Annotated in this window: 19 protein-coding genes; 16 read left to right on the forward strand and 3 right to left on the reverse strand. The window is 36.9% G+C overall.

Annotated features, from left to right (window positions below; genetic code table 11):
- The first annotated feature begins 61 nt into the window (after positions 1-61).
- From IGL56_RS05935 to IGL56_RS05990, 12 genes are all read left to right on the forward strand, one after another.
- Complete coding sequence (locus IGL56_RS05935; RefSeq protein WP_002381927.1) at positions 62-385, forward strand: V-type ATPase subunit F; 324 nt, start codon at positions 62-64, stop codon at positions 383-385.
- A complete protein-coding gene (locus tag IGL56_RS05940; protein WP_430599855.1) occupies positions 375-2,354 on the forward strand; it encodes a V-type ATP synthase subunit I in 1,980 nt (659 codons plus the stop codon). Before IGL56_RS05935 ends, IGL56_RS05940 begins: the two co-directional genes overlap by 11 nt.
- Before the next feature lie 27 nt (positions 2,355-2,381).
- Positions 2,382-2,855 carry a V-type ATP synthase subunit K gene (locus IGL56_RS05945; protein ID WP_002363905.1) on the forward strand — a complete coding sequence of 158 codons (474 nt, stop codon included), beginning with the start codon at positions 2,382-2,384 and terminating at the stop codon, positions 2,853-2,855.
- Positions 2,856-2,871: 16 nt separating this feature from the next.
- Complete coding sequence (locus IGL56_RS05950; RefSeq protein WP_002357678.1) at positions 2,872-3,453, forward strand: V-type ATP synthase subunit E; 582 nt, start codon at positions 2,872-2,874, stop codon at positions 3,451-3,453.
- Positions 3,454-3,469: 16 nt separating this feature from the next.
- On the forward strand, positions 3,470-4,471 hold the full coding sequence (locus IGL56_RS05955; RefSeq protein ID WP_002357677.1) for a V-type ATPase subunit: 1,002 nt from the start codon (positions 3,470-3,472) through the stop codon (positions 4,469-4,471).
- Positions 4,461-4,772: a V-type ATP synthase subunit F gene (locus IGL56_RS05960; RefSeq protein ID WP_002357676.1), complete on the forward strand. Its 312-nt coding sequence runs from the start codon at positions 4,461-4,463 to the stop codon at positions 4,770-4,772. The genes IGL56_RS05955 and IGL56_RS05960 overlap by 11 nt, the downstream gene beginning before the upstream one ends.
- Positions 4,773-4,789: 17 nt before the next feature.
- The gene (locus IGL56_RS05965; protein ID WP_002357675.1) at positions 4,790-6,571 is read left to right on the forward strand and encodes a V-type ATP synthase subunit A; all 1,782 of its coding nucleotides are present in this window, start codon (positions 4,790-4,792) and stop codon (positions 6,569-6,571) included.
- On the forward strand, positions 6,564-7,940 hold the full coding sequence (locus IGL56_RS05970) for a V-type ATP synthase subunit B (protein WP_002357674.1): 1,377 nt from the start codon (positions 6,564-6,566) through the stop codon (positions 7,938-7,940). Before IGL56_RS05965 ends, IGL56_RS05970 begins: the two co-directional genes overlap by 8 nt.
- A 4-nt stretch (positions 7,941-7,944) precedes the next feature.
- Positions 7,945-8,580 carry a V-type ATP synthase subunit D gene (locus IGL56_RS05975; protein WP_002357673.1) on the forward strand — a complete coding sequence of 212 codons (636 nt, stop codon included), beginning with the start codon at positions 7,945-7,947 and terminating at the stop codon, positions 8,578-8,580.
- A 74-nt stretch (positions 8,581-8,654) separates the two neighbouring features.
- Entirely contained in the window at positions 8,655-9,044 is a 390-nt protein-coding gene (locus tag IGL56_RS05980) for a hypothetical protein (RefSeq protein WP_002357671.1), read from the forward strand.
- A 138-nt stretch (positions 9,045-9,182) separates the two neighbouring features.
- Positions 9,183-9,692, forward strand: coding sequence for an RNA polymerase sigma factor (locus IGL56_RS05985; RefSeq protein ID WP_104832910.1), 510 nt, complete (start codon positions 9,183-9,185; stop codon positions 9,690-9,692).
- Positions 9,693-10,790, forward strand: a complete 1,098-nt coding sequence (locus IGL56_RS05990; RefSeq protein WP_002357669.1) for a hypothetical protein — start codon at positions 9,693-9,695, stop codon at positions 10,788-10,790. It abuts the gene before it with no gap.
- 110 nt (positions 10,791-10,900) lie between these two features.
- Here the strand turns inward: IGL56_RS05990 and IGL56_RS05995 are convergent, their stop codons facing one another.
- Together IGL56_RS05995 and IGL56_RS06000 are read right to left on the reverse strand one after the other, a co-directional pair.
- On the reverse strand, positions 10,901-11,788 hold the full coding sequence (locus tag IGL56_RS05995; protein WP_002357668.1) for a serine hydrolase: 888 nt from the start codon (positions 11,786-11,788) through the stop codon (positions 10,901-10,903).
- 154 nt (positions 11,789-11,942) lie between these two features.
- On the reverse strand, positions 11,943-13,823 hold the full coding sequence (locus IGL56_RS06000; protein WP_002357667.1) for a fructose-bisphosphatase class III: 1,881 nt from the start codon (positions 13,821-13,823) through the stop codon (positions 11,943-11,945).
- A 197-nt stretch (positions 13,824-14,020) separates the two neighbouring features.
- Here IGL56_RS06000 and lysA point away from each other — a divergent pair, with 197 nt between their 5' ends.
- Both lysA and IGL56_RS06010 read left to right on the forward strand, forming a co-directional pair.
- Positions 14,021-15,331, forward strand: a complete 1,311-nt coding sequence (lysA, locus tag IGL56_RS06005; RefSeq protein WP_002357666.1) for a diaminopimelate decarboxylase — start codon at positions 14,021-14,023, stop codon at positions 15,329-15,331.
- Positions 15,332-15,477: 146 nt separating this feature from the next.
- Entirely contained in the window at positions 15,478-16,470 is a 993-nt protein-coding gene (locus tag IGL56_RS06010) for an alpha/beta hydrolase (protein ID WP_002392399.1), read from the forward strand.
- On the opposite strand, the gene IGL56_RS06015 is transcribed toward IGL56_RS06010, so the two are convergent.
- Positions 16,467-17,018: a hypothetical protein gene (locus IGL56_RS06015; RefSeq protein WP_002357664.1), complete on the reverse strand. Its 552-nt coding sequence runs from the start codon at positions 17,016-17,018 to the stop codon at positions 16,467-16,469. The two genes, IGL56_RS06010 and IGL56_RS06015, sit on opposite strands and share 4 nt — an antisense overlap.
- Before the next feature lie 285 nt (positions 17,019-17,303).
- Between IGL56_RS06015 and IGL56_RS06020 the strand changes: the two genes are divergently transcribed.
- Both IGL56_RS06020 and IGL56_RS06025 read left to right on the forward strand, forming a co-directional pair.
- Positions 17,304-18,158 carry a hypothetical protein gene (locus IGL56_RS06020; protein WP_002357662.1) on the forward strand — a complete coding sequence of 285 codons (855 nt, stop codon included), beginning with the start codon at positions 17,304-17,306 and terminating at the stop codon, positions 18,156-18,158.
- Between the two features lie 212 nt (positions 18,159-18,370).
- Positions 18,371-18,910, forward strand: a complete 540-nt coding sequence (locus IGL56_RS06025; protein ID WP_002357661.1) for a GNAT family N-acetyltransferase — start codon at positions 18,371-18,373, stop codon at positions 18,908-18,910.
- Positions 18,911-18,988 lie beyond the last annotated feature (78 nt).

An 18,988-nucleotide genomic window follows, 5' to 3' on the forward strand; every position in this document is an offset into this window, starting at 1 on the left:
TCTATTTCGCTAGTCCTTTTTCTTATATGCTAAAGGTGTAAAAACTAAGGAGGTGGAGACAATGGTACAAGAAGTACTAGAGCAAATCAAGGCAGCGGAAGATGCGGTGGAAGAGCATCGGCAACAAGCTAAGATGAATTGTCGTTTATATGAAGAACAGAAGCAAGAACGTTTAGCTGAACTACGTCAAGAGAGTGAAGAAGCTGTTGAAAAAGTGCTGACGGATTCACTAGCAACGCAAGAAAAGATGTTACAACTTGAAAAAGAACAACTTTTAGATGAAACAAAGCGCACTGAACAAGCGCTTCACGAACGTTACGAAGCGAACAAAGAACAAGTCATTGATTCAATTATTGAGAGGGTGAAAGACGTTTATGGCAGTTAGTAAAATGGAAAAAATGACAATAATTGCCGCTGCCGAAAAAGAAGCAGCAATTCTACAAGCCATTCAAGGCTTGCAAATTGTCGAAGTAAAACGGATTTTTCATTCGCCTGAAGAAGAACAAGCCTTAAAGAGTCAATATTCTTTTTTACAAGCAGAACAGTCAACTGAACAGCTACGTAAATATGAAACGATGCTACAACAATTGCAAGAGCTTCTTTTATTTTTGACACGCTCTTCAGGAAAAGGGTTAAAGATAAAAAGAAAAGTCTATACCTTAGAAGAGTTGGAACAAACCTTTGATGAAGAAACATTACAAAGCTATTTGACGGAATTAAAGAATATTCAAGAATCTTTGAAACAAATTCAAACGGATCGTCAAGGGTTAGAAGCAGAAGAAGAATTATTAGGCCGCTGGCAATATCTGGATGTTCTACCACACAAACAGCAGTTAAAAAGTAGTTATGTCGTTCATGGTTCGATAAATCTAGCCAATAAAGCCAGTTTCTTGAGCGCTTTGTCTCAATGGCCAACGGTTTATTTTGAAGAAATTTATCAAAGTATGCATCATAGTTACTTTACACTCGTTTACCTGAAGGAACATCAGCAGAGTGTAACCGAGTTATTAAACCAATATAGTTTTGAACCACTCCAATACCGTTATGATGTTCCGCCTAAAGAGGCATATCAACAAGTCAAAGAACGATATGAAATTTTACAAAAAGAAGAAAAAGACTTAAAGCAACAACTGGCTTCTTATCATGATTTCTATGAAACGTTTTGCTTGGCTGAAGAAGTCTTATTGGCGGTTATCCAAAGAGAACAAGCACGTCAACATTTGTTAAATGCTTCATCATTTTTCATCTTGCAAACGTGGATTCCAGTCGAAGAAAAAGCCGAGATTTTGACAGCGATTGAAGAAAAAGTTCCTAAGGACGAAATAGCTCTTACTTTTGAAAATCCTACGAAGGCGGAAATTGAGACGGATATACCAGTTAAACTAGCGAATAATAAATTGGTGCAGCCGTTTGAAATGTTAACAGAGATGTATAGCTTACCAAAATATGAAGAAGTTGATCCGACACCTGCGATGATGCCGTTTTATCTAGTCTTTTTTGGCATGATGGTAGCGGATATTGGCTATGGCTTACTGATGCTACTCTTGTCTATTATTGCTTTGAAAGCATTTGTTTTACCGAGAGGCATGAAACGTTTTGCCGACTTTTTCTTGATTTTATCATTTCCAACAATTATTTGGGGCTTCATTTACGGTTCGTTTTTCGGTGCAGCATTACCGCCAACAATGTTTGGAATCAAATCACCATTTCCGATTTTATCAACGACCGAAGATGTAAATACGATTCTTATTTTATCGGTTATTTTTGGGTTTATCCAATTGGTTGTCGGTTTAATGATTAATGGGATTCAGTTATCAAAACAAAAGCGCTATTTAGATAGTATTAACGAAAGTTACGCTTGGTTAGGGATTTTGTTTGGTTTAGCATTGTTAGTCGTTGGTAAATTAGTGGTTAAAAATGAAGGCTTATTTACAGCAGGTGCAATTTTAGCTAGCCTTTCTGCCATTGCAATTATTGTGATTCCAATGATTCAATCGAAGGCCAAATTAAAAGGTTTAGCCAAAGGACTGTATGGACTATACGGTGTGACAGGTTATGTCGGTGATTTAGTTAGTTATACACGTTTGATGGCGTTAGGAATTGCTGGGGGAAGTATTGCTTCAGCGTTTAATATGCTCGTTGAGTTCATGCCGCCAGTTGCCCGTTTTAGCGTGGGCATCTTGCTGTTAATTGTTTTACATGCGTTAAACATATTCTTATCGTTATTAGGTGCTTATGTTCATGGCGCACGTTTGCAATATGTTGAGTTCTTTGGAAAATTTTACACAGGCGGTGGCCGGGCGTTTAATCCGCTAAAAACAAAAGAAAAGTATGTCAATGTTGAGAAAAAATAGAAAATTATTTATTGGAGGAAAATAGAGATGATGGATTACTTAATTAATAATAATGGTGGAATTGTTTTTGCAGTATTAGGAATGGCAATGGCGACAATTTTTGCTGGGATTGGATCAGCCAAAGGGGTTGGCTTTACTGGGGAAGCAGCAGCAGCTTTAACGACTGAGCAGCCAGAAAAATTTGGTCAAGCGTTAATTTTACAGTTATTACCAGGTACACAAGGACTATACGGTTTCGTTATTGCTTTCTTAATTTATATTAACTTAGGAAACGATATGAGTATGGTTCAAGGATTGAACTATTTTGTAGCAGCTTTACCGATTGCCTTTGCTGGATTGTTCTCTGGGATTGCCCAAGGTCGTGTAGCCGCTGCGGGGATCCAAATTTTAGCGAAGAAACCAGAACATGCAACAAAAGGAATTATCTATGCTGCCATGGTTGAAACTTATGCCATCTTAGGGTTCGTAATTTCCTTCTTACTTGTATTGAACGTCAAATAATTGAGGAGGCAGATGGATGGATGCCATTGAAAAAATCATCAGTGAAATTAAGCAGCAAGGAAAGCAAGAAGTCGAAGCCTATGTCACCAGTGAACAAACGCGCATCGATCAAGAATTCCAAGCAGCACAACAAGAAATTTTGCTGAAGCAAGAACATGAAATAGAAAAACGACAACAACAATTATTAAAAGAATTTAAACAACGCCAACAACGGCAAACACTAGAAATTCGTCAGGATGCATTAAATAAAAAACAAGCATATCTTAACCAATTATTTGATGAAGTGGTCTTAAAGATGAGTGAATGGTCAGCGGAAGAATTTCAAGAATTCATGAAAGCACAATTAGGTTCACTTGAATTAACAGGAAAAGCAACCATTCTTTTAGGCGAGTATTCTCAAACGAAAGTGACGCAAGAATGGCTGACCGCCCTTTCTGATGCTACTGTTCAATGGGAGCTTTCAGAGGAAGTTGTTCCAAAAGAAAGTGGCTTTATCGTTGCAAAAGACGGTTTGGATTATAATTTTCTCTTTTCAGCATTAGTTGAAGAGATTCAAAAAACAGAAGGCTTTAAAGTAGCAGAAAAACTTTTCAGTTAAGAAGGGAGGACGTAGCATGAGAAAACCAACGTATCATCAAATTAATCCGCTGATTCGTTTAAAAGAAACGGAGCTGCTTTCTGAGCAACAGTTTCAACAACTTTTAGAAGCGGAAACAGTTGAAGACGTTAAAAATATGTTAAAAAGTACGGTTTATCAACCTTATTTAACCGAAACTTTTGAAGAAAAATTTGACTACCATTCTTCTGAAGCGCTGGGAAATCTTTATCGCTGGTTATATGAAATGGCTCCAGAACCAGCTGTAGTAACGTTGTATACGATGCGTTTTACCTTCCATAACTTGAAAATTTTGACGAAAGCTGAGCGAACAGGTAAAGATTTTGATTATCTTTATTTAGAAGATGGTCGTTATTCTCTAAACACAGTCAAAAGTGCCATTCATACAAAAAACTCTTCCGAACTTGAGCCAGCATTATTAGAAGTGATCCGTGATGTTTTTGCTTATCTGGAAGAAGGCGGTTTGCCGCAAGCAATTGATATCCTTTATGATCGAGCATTTTTACAGCAACAGCGAAAATTAGCGGATGAATTGGGCTATGAAGAGTTAACGAAGGAAGTCATCGCTTTTATTGATTTAACCAATCTATCAACGATGGCTAGAGGGATTGTTCAACATCAAAACAGTAACTTTTTATCAACCGTGCTTTCTAGCGCTGGCAGTCTCTCAAAGAAAGAGCTGTTGACCTATGCGGAAAAGTCACTTGTAGAATTTACAGCATTTGTCAGAACAACGAATTACGGACAACTATTAGAAAAGATTATCAATAAAGAAACCAATGAATTAAATTTATTGGCTTTTGAAAAACTCAAAGATGATTACCTGACCTCAATGTATGAAAACGGTCGGACGGTTGCTTTTGGGCCGCTCCCATTACTAGCCTTTTTGAATGCGAAAGAAGTTGAATGGAAAAATTTGCGTTTAATTTTGGTCGGAAAACATAGTGGGTTTTCAAATGAAAAAATTCGAGAAAGGATGCGAAAAGTCAATGGGGTATAAAATTGGTGTCATTGGAGACAAAAATTCAATCTTACCATTTAAACTGTTTGGCTTTGAGGTCCATCATGCCATTTCAGAAATGCAAGTTAGAGAAGCCATTGAAACTATGGCAAAAAATAAGTTTGGGGTCATTTTCATAACGGAAGAAGCCTCTACTTTAGCAGAAGAAACGATTGAACGATACAAAGAACAAGTGACACCAGCGATTATTTTAATCCCAAGTCATAATGGTACAATCGGAATCGGTTTAAGTGAGATTGAAAAAAATGTTGAAAAAGCAATTGGACAAAATATTTTATAATGCAAAGGAGAATGAGCGTGCAAATTGGAAAAATTGTCAAAGTTTCAGGTCCTTTGATTTTAGCTGAAAACATGTCAGATGCTAGTATCCAAGACATTTGTCATGTAGGAGATTTAGGCGTTATCGGAGAGATTATTGAAATGCGAGGCGACGTCGCTTCGATTCAAGTATATGAAGAAACAACAGGCATTGGACCAGGAGAACCAGTTATTTCAACAGGAGAACCATTATCTGTTGAATTAGCCCCAGGTTTAATTGCCGAAATGTTTGATGGTATTCAACGACCATTGGATACATTTCAAGAAGTAACCCACAGTAACTTTTTAGGCCGTGGCGTTAAAATTGATGCGTTAGATCGTGAGAAAAAATGGACGTTTGAACCAACTGTGGCAGTTGGTGAAGAAGTGTCGGCAGGTGACATCGTCGGTGTGGTTCAAGAAACACCGATTATTCAACATAAAATTATGGTGCCTTTCGGCGTTTCAGGAACGATTGCCGAAATTAAAGCAGGTGACTTTGCCATTGATGAAACAGTTTACTCAGTGAAAACGGCTAAAGGAACGGAAAGTTTTAGCATGATGCAAAAATGGCCCGTTCGGCGGGGACGTCCCATTTTAGAAAAACTAAGTCCCAAAGTACCGATGGTGACCGGACAACGCGTAATTGATACCTTTTTCCCAATTACGAAAGGCGGAGCGGCAGCAGTTCCAGGACCATTTGGCGCAGGAAAAACAGTCGTTCAGCACCAAATTGCCAAGTGGGCCGATGTCGACTTAGTCGTTTACGTTGGTTGTGGGGAACGCGGGAATGAAATGACAGATGTTTTAAATGAATTTCCAGAATTAATTGATCCAACAACTGGTGAGTCTTTGATGAATCGGACGATTTTAATTGCGAATACGTCAAATATGCCGGTAGCGGCACGGGAAGCCTCGATTTATACAGGGATTACCATTGCAGAATATTTCCGTGATATGGGTTACTCAGTCGCAATTATGGCGGATTCTACTTCTCGTTGGGCAGAAGCGTTACGAGAAATGAGTGGCCGGTTAGAAGAAATGCCTGGTGATGAAGGCTATCCAGCCTATTTAGGTAGTCGCTTAGCTGAATATTATGAACGAGCAGGACAAGTCATCGCGTTAGGAAAAGATCATCGTGAAGGAAGCATTACGGCGATTAGTGCGGTTTCGCCATCTGGTGGGGACATATCAGAACCTGTCACACAAAATACGTTACGCGTTGTTAAAGTATTCTGGGGCTTAGATTCTCAATTAGCACAAAAACGTCATTTTCCTTCTATTAACTGGTTGCAAAGTTATTCTCTTTACTCCACAGAAGTAGGGCAATATTTAGACTTGGAATTGCAAGGAAACTGGGCCGCTATGGTAGCTGAAGGGATGCGGATTTTACAAGAGGAATCTCAACTGGAAGAAATTGTTCGTTTGGTTGGGATTGATTCCTTGTCGGATAAAGACCGTTTAACGTTGGAAACAGCCAAATCATTACGGGAAGACTATTTGCAACAAAATGCTTTTGATGACGTGGATACGTTCACTTCTCGAACCAAACAAGCGAAAATGTTGCAATTGATTCTAACTTTTGGTGAAGAAGGTCAAAAAGCCTTAAGTTTAGGCACTTATTTCTCTGAGTTAATGGCGGGAACAGTTGAAATCCGTGATCGCATTGCTCGTAGCAAGTATTTACCAGAAGAAGAATTAGAAAAATTGGATCGTTTACAAGCAGAAATTAAAACAACGATAAAAGAAATCATTGCTGAAGGAGGAATGACGAATGATTAAAGAATATCGCACAATCAATGAAGTCGTTGGTCCTCTGATGATTGTTGAAAAAGTGGCAGGCGTAAAGTACGAAGAATTAATTGAAGTACGCATGCAAAATGGCGAAATTCGCCAAGGGCAAGTTTTAGAAATCAATGGAGATAAAGCGATGGTCCAAATTTTTGAAGGAACGAGTAACATCAATATTCGTGATTCAAAAGTTCGCTTTCTGGGACATCCTTTAGAATTAGGGGTTTCGCCAGATATGATGGGGCGCGTTTTTGACGGCTTAGGTCGCTTAAAAGATAATGGACCAGAATTATTACCTGAGAAAAAATTAGATATTAACGGCGAAGTTATCAATCCAGTTGCTCGTGATTATCCCGATGAGTTCATCCAAACAGGGATTTCAGCGATTGACCATTTAAATACCTTAGTTCGTGGTCAAAAATTACCTGTTTTTTCAGCATCTGGCTTACCTCATAAAGAATTAGCGGCACAAATTGCCAGACAAGCCAACGTGTTAAATAGTGAAGAAGAATTTGCCGTAGTTTTTGCGGCCATTGGGATTACCTTTGAAGAAGCGGAATATTTTATGGAAGATTTCCGTCAAACAGGCGCAATTGATCGTTCAGTCTTGTTTATGAACTTAGCGAATGATCCAGCCATTGAACGGATTGCAACACCTAGAATGGCTTTGACAGCCGCTGAATATTTAGCTTATGAAAAGGGCATGCATGTCTTAGTTATCATGACGGATATGACAAATTATTGCGAAGCGTTGCGAGAAATTTCAGCAGCACGCCGTGAAGTTCCAGGACGTCGTGGTTACCCAGGTTATCTTTACACGAACTTAGCAACGTTGTATGAACGAGCAGGCCGAATTCGTGGCTCAAAAGGTTCCGTAACACAGATTCCTATTTTAACAATGCCAGAGGAGGATAAAACACATCCAATTCCCGATTTAACTGGCTATATTACAGAAGGGCAAATTATCTTGTCCCGGGAACTATATAAGAGTGGTATCCAACCACCAATTGATGTATTGCCATCACTTTCCCGTCTTAAAGACAAAGGAACTGGCGAAGGCAAAACGCGCGGGGATCACGCAGCGACGATGAATCAATTGTTCTCAGCCTATGCACAAGGGAAACAAGCCAAAGAATTAGCTGTCATTTTAGGAGAATCAGCTCTTTCTGATGTCGATAAAATTTACGCAGCTTTTGCCCAACGTTTTGAAGAAGAATATGTCAATCAAGGATTCGATACAAACCGTTCGATTGAAGAAACGTTAGATCTTGGGTGGGAACTATTAAGTATGCTACCGAGAACAGAACTAAAACGAATTAAAGAGGATATGCTCGATCAATATTTAACTGAAGGGAAGTAGAAAAATGGCTCGATTAAATGTTAATCCAACCCGTATGGAACTTTCCCGATTGAAAAAACAGTTAACTACGGCCACGAGAGGTCATAAGTTGCTGAAAGACAAACAAGATGAATTGATGCGACGGTTTATTGCGCTAGTCAAAGAAAACAATGAGTTACGTATTCAGGTTGAACAAGAAGTAACGGATGCGTTATCAAATTTTGTATTGGCAAACGCAACGTTGAACGAAGCCTTTATTGAAGAGTTAGTGGCAATTCCAGCCGAAAAAGTTGAATTAGAAATTATTGAACAGAACATCTTAAGTGTGCCAGTTCCTAAAATGATTTTTGATTACGATGAATCGGTTCAAGAAGCACCCTTAGATTATGGCTACGTGAATTCAAACAGCGAGCTTGATCAAGCTTTTGCTAAAATTTCAAGCATTTTACCGAAATTATTAGCACTTGCAAATGTTGAAAAGACGTGCCAATTATTATCAAAAGAAATTGAAAAAACGCGTCGTCGTGTCAACGCCTTAGAGTATATGACGATTCCACAATTAGAAGAAACAATTTACTACATTCAAATGAAATTAGAAGAAAATGAACGTGGCGAAATTACACGTTTAATTAAAATTAAAAGCATGAACAAAGAAAATTAGTGGTTAGAAAGAACGAGTGCGAAGCCAGTTGGTAGCTTTCGTGCTCGTTTTTAATAAAAAAGGGAGTGGAAAAAATGAAAAATGAAGAACGCCGCAAAGCGATTGCACTGAATTGTCAAAAATACGAAAGTGACTATGCTCGCTTGGTGGAACCAATCAATGAGCTACTGTTAAACTTGGGAGCGGCTATTTCAGAAGAAGCCGCGAAGCAAATCATTCTGAATGTAAAACGATATCATCACGGCGTGAAATATCTTCCTGAGTGTCATTTAGATGAAAGTAACCAATTTATCGAAGATGGGCTTGAAGCTCTTAAAAAGGGAGATTTAGGCAACGGTGCGTTACAACTATTTGGGGCTGGCTTAAACTTTGCTAGTTTTGCAGCAAAAGCACAAGGAACCAAAAAAATTGATGCCCACCAAATGTTGGCAGAACGTTTTACGAAGTTGTTGTCTGTAAAGTAGCCAGCTACTCATTGTGAATTTTAGTATCTGGGACAGTAGTCAAAATGACTTTTGTCCCAGATATTTTTTTTATAAAAATATGAAACCTTTTACAGATACTTAACGTCTAATAGTTAGTTAAATGAAAAGAGGTGTTTTATGGATAAAATTTCAACAAAAAAATTAGTTCAGAAAGCAAAAAAAGGAGATGGACAAGCATTTGTTCACCTTTGTCAAAAATATGAAACAATTTTATACAATGCTGCATATAAAATGCTATTAAACGAAGTCGACGTTGCTGATTGTTTACAAGAAACTGAACTATGTGCATGGGAAAAAATAACAACATTAAAAAATGAACATGCGTTTAATTCATGGATTTTTAAAATAATGTTAAACCAAGTTCAAAATATTTTTAGAGAAAAGCAGAAAACAACTCACTGGATGGATACTTATTCTCCTGTTCCTGCTTTTGATGATTTATATGATTTGGATAAAGGATTACATAAATTACCTGATAATTATCGCGTTCCGCTAGTTATGTACTATTATGTTGGATTTAGTATAAAAGAAATCGCTCAGCAACTTGATGTTTCAACAAATACCATCAAAATTCGCCTTTCTCGTGGTCGAAAAAAATTAAGGATATATTTAAAGGAGACATGGTAAATGGATAGAAAACGAAGTGATATATTAAAATATGAAAAAAAGATGCCTTTAGAAACAGTGGAACGTTTAAACACACAAAGAACTAAGATATTAATGGGAGAAATAAAACAATACAGACAGCCAAAGAAAAAAATATCGCGTAAACATTTAATTATAGGGCTAATTAGTATTGCTACCACTTTTACTTTGATAGTAAAAACACCCATTGGACGTGCCATAGAAGAGGTGTTGGGGATTAGTCAAGATACAGGTGTTCAAACAGTAGAATCTTCTGGTGTTCCAACAAAACTAGAATTGCGGAGTGTACAAAATGAGCGAGAAATCGTATTAACAAAATTTGTATCGACAAAAAATAAAATGGCGTTTGATTATCAATTTAAGATTAAAGATCAAAAATTAAAAGAGTTATTACAGAAAAAAATCGCTAGAAATAATTATTCTCAAGATATTCAACTAGGGTTATTTAGAGAAGGAAGCAAAGAAGATTTATTTGGGGGTGTAAGTTCAACATCGTTATATAGAATCGAGAAGGATGTTTTTTATGGTTCAGTGATTTCAACTTTCAATAAGCAAAAACTTGTTAGTCAAGATCAATTAACGCTTCATATCTACCGATTAGCTTGGGAAGATCAAGAACAGCATGATAATGAATTAAAAGAAGCAATCAAAGCAAGTAGCCGATCTTTTAGTGTTGAGAATGCATTAGAGTATCAAGGCGATTGGACGTTTAAAATTCCTTACCAACCCATTATGAAAGAAACGATACCTAGCATTAAAAACGTGAAAAAAATTAAAAATATTAAGGCCCAAAGTGATGCGCTTCAAACTACGCTGATTATGGACATTCCAAATCCAGAAAAAAATAAAAAAAGTCGTGATATTCTAATTTCAGTTTATAAAAACGGTCTTGAGATACCTATTGCACGTCAAATTGGTAGTGGCTTTAATAAAGGGGAAGATGCTACAATTAACATTTCTTTTGACTTAAGTAGTTTGGATCATAAGTCATTATATAAAGTAATCGTTAGAAATTCTTATGAAGATGATGCAGCAGGAAAAGAATTAGGTTCGTTGGAGTTAAAAAATACTCAGAAATAATTGCTAAAAAGGTTATGGGAAATACAAATATTTTAATTAATATAACTACTAAAAAAAGCATCTTTTTTATTGAGCGTTGTCATTAAAAAAAGATGCTTTTATTTTCATTATCAATGGTTATCATTAGGATATTCAGACACCTGTAATTGCCATAACTTATCTGTCACTGAAGCAATAAACGCAGCACTCTTAGCATTATCAGGTCCTTTAGTAAAAATTGCTAAAGCAAAGGGGTGAGGTGTTTCTAAAATCCCCATATCATGAATAAATTCATCATAGGAACCAATTTTATGAGCAACTTTTCCTTGAGTTGTGGGAGTTTCCATTCTTTCATGGAAAACACTTTGTTTCATAGAGTCATAAATCGCTTGGTAATCTGGTTTTGTTGCTTTTTCAGTATATAATTTTTGTAGAATAACAAGCGCATCTTCAGAAGAAAATTGTGGCTCTTCAATCGAAGGTGTCTTGTGCAAATAACGCTGATACATTTCTCGTTTTGCTTTTGCATCACCACCCAATGTGTCATAGAGCATATTTTTAGCGATATTATCAGAATAGGTGATGGCATATTCTTGTAACGTTTTTAATGGATATTCTGGTTGGATATTATAGGCAATGATCCCAGTTCCTTCTTCATAATCTTCTTCGGCGTTATAGGGAATCAGGTCTGTCCATTTTTTTTGACCAGAAGCAACCGTGTCGGCGACTAGCATCGTCAGTGGCACTTTAATAGTACTAGCTGTATAAAATTCATGTTGGCCATTCACGGAACGCTGTTCGCCAGTTTCTAAATCCAAATAACTAATCCCGACCGTTCCTTCAAATTCTTTGACAGAAGCGACGAGCAGGTCATTTATTTTATCAAAAAATACTGTATTTGCTGAATTATTTTCTTCCTTGTCTTTCGTATGCTTCTCATGTTTGGCGGAATCAATTGTAACTTTTTGTTCAGATTCTTTGGCATAATCTTCGCCACGACTTGAGAAGAAGAAGCCCACAATTAGGAAAAAGCAAAGAAAGAAAATGGTGCCGTATAGTGAGAGTTGCTGTTTCTTCAATGTAAAACCCTTTCCGTTTCTCTAATAGATATTTTTCTCAACTCCTCCATTTAATCATTTTTCGGATAAGAGCGCAAGCGTCTTTTTAACGGCACTACTGGTTTTGTTTCATTTGTTTTTGGAGTGCTTGCGATTGCTTTAATAGCTCTTTGCCGATAGTGGTATCTTTCACCAATAGCCGCTGTAAGGGACGATCGATGACTTGTTTGATGGAATGAATGTCTTGATTATTTAAAATGGCTGTTTCTTTACTAGAAAAAGATTTATGCGCGGTCAGTTGTAAACCAAACGAGTTGTACAACAATGTATAACCAGCAATTCCAGTAATTGTCTGATAAGATTTTGAAAAGCCGCCGTCAATTACGAGAAGCGCGCCATTTGCTTTGATCGGCGATTCGCCTTTTGTTCGTTTAACTGGTGTATGGCCATTAATGATATGTCGATTTTCACCAGTCACTTCAAATTCATCTAGGATTCTTTCACAAACTTCAACCGTATCACGCAAAGAGTAGTAAGGATTCTTTTCTTCATGATGTGTTTCTTTTTCAGCGAGAAAATAACGCTCAAAGGTTTTCATAGCTCGTTTGCCAAATAATGAGGAACCTTCGCCACACCAAAGATACCATAAACAATCTGTCGCATAGTCATCTGTACTAGCAGGCTGAGCGTATGCTTCTTCTAACATTTTCTGAAAGAAGTCAACTAAAGCTTTTCCTGAATAGGAGTGGCCTTTAAATGTGTAAGCTTGAAAAGTACCGTCCGCATTCAGAGGCAGACAGCCATGAATCAATAAATTTTGATTATACACAAGGTAAAGAGAAGCTTTTTCCATTAGAAAGCGCATGTGTTTTGTTAACCGCGGTGAAGACTGAAATTGCGTTAATAAATCATCAATTATCTGTTTTTCCTCACGTGTTAATTGGTAAGGCTGCTCTTCAGAAACGGTTTGGAAACAGCTGTTAATTAATGTATAACGACATTCGTCAAAAGTAATAGTTTCCCCTTGAATCTTATCTAAGCGTAGCCGATGTGCCAAGTTAAAATCAGGGCGTCGACCAATAATTTGGCCTTCTAGTTTTTCTTGAATAATGGCAATGGCTTGTTGCACACGCATCGCTATTTGTTTTTCAGCTTCAGTTAACGCACGATAGGGATTTTTCTTGGGTGCAAAAGCAGGATTTTCTTTATACGTTTCTAAACTAAATTTTTTTAAGGCGGTTAAATCGATAGCATAACGTTCTTCTAACAAATCTAAATTTCCATAGCGAGCACAAATACGTACTACATTGGCTAAACAAGCCAGTGAACCACTATAAGCAGCCAGCCAAATCATATCATGATTGCCTAGTTGAATATCCAAGGAGTGATAGGACATTAATCGGTCCATAATTTTATCTGGTGCTGGCCCCCGGTCATAGATATCCCCAATAACATGTAGGTGATCGATAATCAGACGTTGGATTAGATAAGCTAATTCTGTCACGAAACGTTTGGCTTCACCTAGTAAAATAATTTTTTCAATAATTTGTTGATAGTAACCGTTTTTGGTTGTTGTTTCATCATATTGATAAATCAATTCTTCGAGAATATACCCATAGGTTTCAGGAAGGGCTTTGCGAACTTTAGAACGTGTGTACTTCATCGAAGAAGAACGGACGATTTCAACCAGACGGCGAATCGTTAATAGCCACCATTCATAAGAGAGGGCGCTTTCATTTTCTAAAAGTGTTAATTTTTCTTCTGGATAGTAGATAATAAAACAAAGCTCGTCCATCTGATGGGCATTTAATTCTTGTTTAAATAAAAATTGAACTTTTTCTCGGATTCGCCCAGAACCATTTCTTAAAATATGGTCAAAAGCTTCAAATTCACCATGTAAATCACTGACAAAATGTTCTGTTCCTTTCGGTAAATTCAAAATTGCTTCCAAATTAATAATTTCTTCAATTTGTTGATCGCGGTTCAGTGTAGCCAAGTCATCTGCCTTCTTTCTTTTTCGTATATACCAATTTTAATTTAAAAGATTAAAGTCTTGATAATAAAGGTTTTTTATTCGTATGCCAATTATTGTAGGCTATTTGGCGAAAAAAAGCAACAGGAGAAAGTCAGAGAAAAATGTGGAAAATTATAGGAAGCTACTGGGTTTTATGCTATGATTTTTAATAAAACAAAATGAAGGGGCGGGAAAACATGTTATTTGGTACAGCAAAAATGAATCGGGAAAATCATTTAGAAATCGGTGGTTGTGACACCGTAAAGTTGGCGCAAAAATTCGGGACGCCGTTATTTGTCTATGATGTCGCTCATATTCGCGCGCAAGCACGTGGTTTTAAACAAACGTTAAATCAATTAGGTATCAAAAATAAAGTGGTTTATGCAAGTAAAGCATTTAGTTGTTTAGCTATTTATCAAGTGTTAAAGGAAGAAGATATTGCTTGTGATGTTGTCTCTGGTGGAGAACTATTCACAGCTTTAAAAGGGGGCATGGAGCCAGCGGAAATTGAGTTCCATGGAAATAATAAAACCCCTGAAGAATTACGTTATGCTTTGGATAACAAAATAGGTACAATTGTCATTGATAATTTTTACGAAATTGACTTGTTGGAAGAATTATTAACTACACGAAACCAAACACAAAAAGTTCTTTTTCGGGTGAGTCCTGGTGTGGATGCAGAAACACATGATTACATTTTGACAGGCCAAGAAGATTCAAAATTTGGTTTTGATGTTGCAAGTGGCCAGGCAACAGAAGCGCTCGTTCGCCTTTTATCAAATCCCTCTTTTGATGTGCAAGGGGTCCATTGCCATATTGGCTCGCAAATTTTTGCTGTGGAAGGCTTTTTAGCTGCTGTTGAAAAAATGTTCACTATTTTAGAAGACTGGCGGCAAGTCCATCAATTTACAGCACGTGTTTTAAATATGGGTGGTGGTTTTGGTGTGCAGTACACGCAGCAAGATGAGCCATTAGCACCAGCAACATTTGTTGAAAAAATTGTTTATTCCTTGAAAGGTCATTGTGAACAATTAGGGTATCCACTGCCTGAGCTTTGGATTGAACCAGGCCGCAGTTTAATTGCCGAAGCGGGCACAACGATATATACAGTTGGCGCGCAAAAAGAGGTTCCTGGTGTTCGTCATTTTGTTTCCGTAGATGGTGGCATGGGTGATAATATACGGCCTGCTTTGTATCAAGCGGTTTATGATGGATTTCTAGCGAATCGTGAGGGGCATGATTCAGTCAAGAAAGTCACAGTAGTTGGTAAATATTGCGAATCAGGCGATGTCTTACTTCGAGATATTTTATTGCCAGAAGTTAAAGCAGGGGATTTATTGGCCATCAGTAGTACGGGGGCTTACGGTTATTCAATGGCAAGTAATTACAACCGAAATCCTCGACCAGCGGTGGTTTTTGTCGAAGATGGACAAGCAAAATTAGTTGCTCGCCGTGAGACATATGAAGATATGACAACGTTGGATTGTTGATAGATTAAAAGTAGCCGCCTCTTTTTGAGACGGCTGTTTTTTTTTCAAAAAATAACAAAATGTAAGGGTGATTTCTTTCAGAAATGAAAAATCCATAGTATATTAAATGAAGAAGGAAATACTTTAGAAGAGGGTGTGATTTGCAGATGAAATGGCTCCTCGGGTTACTGATCATTTTTGCAATGATTGGCGTTGTTTTTTCTGTTTACATTGCCAATTATTTTTTGAAAATTGCGTTGCTTAAAGACAACCCTTGGTATCATAAAAAAGGGCATCGGTTATTAAATCCTGATAATTTTCAAGAACGTGAAACAAGATATACAAAAATAGAAGAACAACAAAAACAAGAAGGCGAAGCTTTTTGGACAGAGTCTTTTGCTGAAGATCGTTGGTTGAAAATTAAAGATGAAACATTGTATGCACGGTGCTTTATTCCTTATCCAGATAACCATCGTTGGGCGATTTGTGTGCATGGTTATCGTTCAAACGGAAAACGCGATATGGCATATACTGCATTACGTTTTGCAGAAGAAGGCTACAATGTTTTAGTTCCCGATTTGCGTGCGCACGGGAAAAGTTCAGGGAATAAAATTGGGATGGGATGGCTGGATCGGTTAGATTTATTAAGTTGGATTAGTGAAGTTCTTGCCATTGATATGGAAGCAGAAATTATTTTAGTGGGCGGTTCCATGGGAGCGGCTACTGTCATGATGGCAAGTGGTGAAAAGTTACCAACGAATGTCCGCGGATTAATAGTGGATTGTGGCTATACTTCTGTCTATGATGAATTTAAATACGTCCTACATGAATCTTTTCATTTACCCGCTTTTCCTATTTTAACGATTGCTAATCAATTAGCATTAAATAACTATGGCTTTCAATTGAAAACCGCTTCTTCCGTGAGACAATTACACAAAAATACGTTGCCGACATTTTTTATTCACGGTACAGGTGATCGCTTTGTTCCAATGACAATGTTTGAAGAAAATTTAGCGGCAACTCAGGGGATAAAAAAAGGCCTCATTGTTGCTAAAGCACCACATTTATCTTCAAGTGTCTACGAACCTGAAAATTATTACAGTAGTATTTTTGAGTTTTTGGAAGAAAACTGTCCTGCGGTAAAAACAATATCCGACTAAAAAAGACATGGATTTTCATGATTCCATGTCTTTTTTTGTCTGACTCGTTTAGCTAAATTTAAAGTGCTTAAAAAGAAAAATAACGGCGCCAAACTACCAAGGCAAAGGAACCATTTCATTGAATAAGTTAACTCTTGCTGTAAAAGAGATTCTCGTATATAGCTGAAACCTTCGCCATGGACCCGCAAATAAATATAAATGTAAGCAAAAAGAATCACTAAAGGCAAAATACAGACTTCTAATATTTCCAAAAGATAAGGAAAGGTTTTATTTAATAATTTGAGGCGTGTCTTATTCAATAGATAAGCAAAAATGAAAATTGACCATAAAAAACCAAAAAAACTAATCAAATAAAAAATCAGATTCGCACTTCCTGCATTCATAAAAGCTTTCGGGAAAAGTAGTCTGCCGATGAATGTATTTTTAATTGTAAAAGGAACATCAAAAATGGAAATATAAAGACAAAAAAGTACTAATGTTAACAAGGCATGCCAAATCTTTTTCTCCATTTCATTTAAAAAATATCTAATTACTTGGTACATTTCCATAAACTGTCGCTCCGTGTTTGAAATAATCGTAGTTTTGACTATACCATAGCTGTTCTCAATTTTCTTGAAAAAAATACACGCAACCAGCCTTGACTATACGAAACACACAGAGTGTCTAAAAAATAAGTTGCGATCGCATTTTTTCGCATGCTAGTGTTGCACTTCTGTTTCGTTGGTGTTTTCTAATTGCTGATTTGTTGATTAAAAAAGGGCAGGAGGGAGCGTTTTTTTAGTATAATAATATAAAAGAATATAGAAAAAATCGTAGGATGGGAGTTATTCAAAGTGGCGGAGATTACAGTTAAGACAATTTCAGAGAAAGATGATTTAAAGAAGTTGCTTTTGGGTCAAGAGTATGACCACCAGCAGCCGGTTAAAAATATTTTAAAAGCTAGAACATCGAATGTCCATATTGAAAAGTACGAGGTTGTGGAGGATGTTTTTTTAAAGTTAACTGGGAAGGCGACCATGCACAAAGATATTATGAACTCATTTTGGACAACGTATAAAATTATGTTACAACTTGTTTATCCCGATTTCTTTAGACCAGCGGAAGTAATTGGGGAAAATCAAGAAAGCTATTTAGAAAAATCTTCTGAACAGAATTTGCTTGCAGTAAATAGCAAGTATCCGCCTTATGATTCCGGGACATCGGCTGTGATTTCGGACCGATATTTAACTTATTTTGACCAAGTTTTTCCTGACTATTTACCAAATCCTGTACCAAAAAAATATACATGGAATGAATTTCTTCTCGACAATTTTACTAAATTTGAGCGAGTCCATCAGGACCCACAATTAAAGCGTTTTGCCGAACTTACCCATTCAATTGGAAACATTACAGTAGTTCCACTAGGATTTAACAGTGGAAGAAGTTTATCGTTTAAAGATTATTGGGATTATTCTTTAGAACAACTTTCGATATTTTTAGCTTCATTTCATTCATGGGAAAGCTACGTTCATACGTATGAGATGCAACCATTTTTAAATGAACAGTATCAACCAGTAGCGCTATGGAAAAATCATTTGAAAAAAGACTCGTTTATCTTACCTCAGAATATAGAGGAGATAAATGAATATTTAGTTCAAGTAAATCAACGAATAGAAAAAAGAGGGCAGCGAATAGTGAATCGGTTGTAATGAAATAAGAATCGACTTTTCACTAAACGTTGAAAGTCTCGAATCGTGTGCTCTTTTATTGACTCAGGAACAGAGAACGATTAAACTACTAGATTAGTATCAAAAAATAATTGCGTATAGGGCTAACCAGTCGCATGTTTAAATAACTTTTAGGTCTTATGTAAGTAACAAAAGTTATTAGTACGAAGCAATCATTTTAGAAAGGAGCTTTTATGCAATTCACATTATTAAATCAAGAAAATCAAGCCTGTTGGGAAGCAACCTACATAGAAGCTTTTCCAGAAGAAGAGAGACTGCCGTTTGGTCAATTATTGACGTCTTCTCAAGCAGGAAAATTTCATTTGTTTGTTATTCAAGAGGCGGATGAGAACGTGGGGATTTTGTTAAATAGTCAAATTGCACCTGAAGCAACCTATGTCTTTTTCTTTGCAATTGATCAGCACCACCGAAACAAACGATTAGGCTCAACCGTGTTAGCGTTATTGAAGACACGTTATCCTAAGGGGGTTCTTTTAGAGAGTGAAGAAATTGGCAAAAATGCAGCGAATGAAGCCCAAAGAGAAAAACGTTATCAGTTTTATGAAAGAAATGGCGTGCAGGATACGGGGTATCTGATTATGGATAGAGGGCTCACTTTTCATATCATGTTTGCTGGAGCGTCAGGCTTCGGTGGAACGCAGCTACAGTTTTTATTAGACTTCCATCCAGTAGCAAAAATTTGGAAAAAGCCAAGTATTGATGGCATTAGGTAATTTTTATCAAATAAGTAAATTAAACAAACAAAAAAACATATGAAAGAACGGACCAATCGGTTCTTTCATATGTTTTTT

The organism is Enterococcus sp. DIV1316a (assembly GCF_050536915.1).
In the GTDB taxonomy this organism is placed as follows: Bacteria; Bacillota; Bacilli; order Lactobacillales; family Enterococcaceae; genus Enterococcus; species Enterococcus faecalis.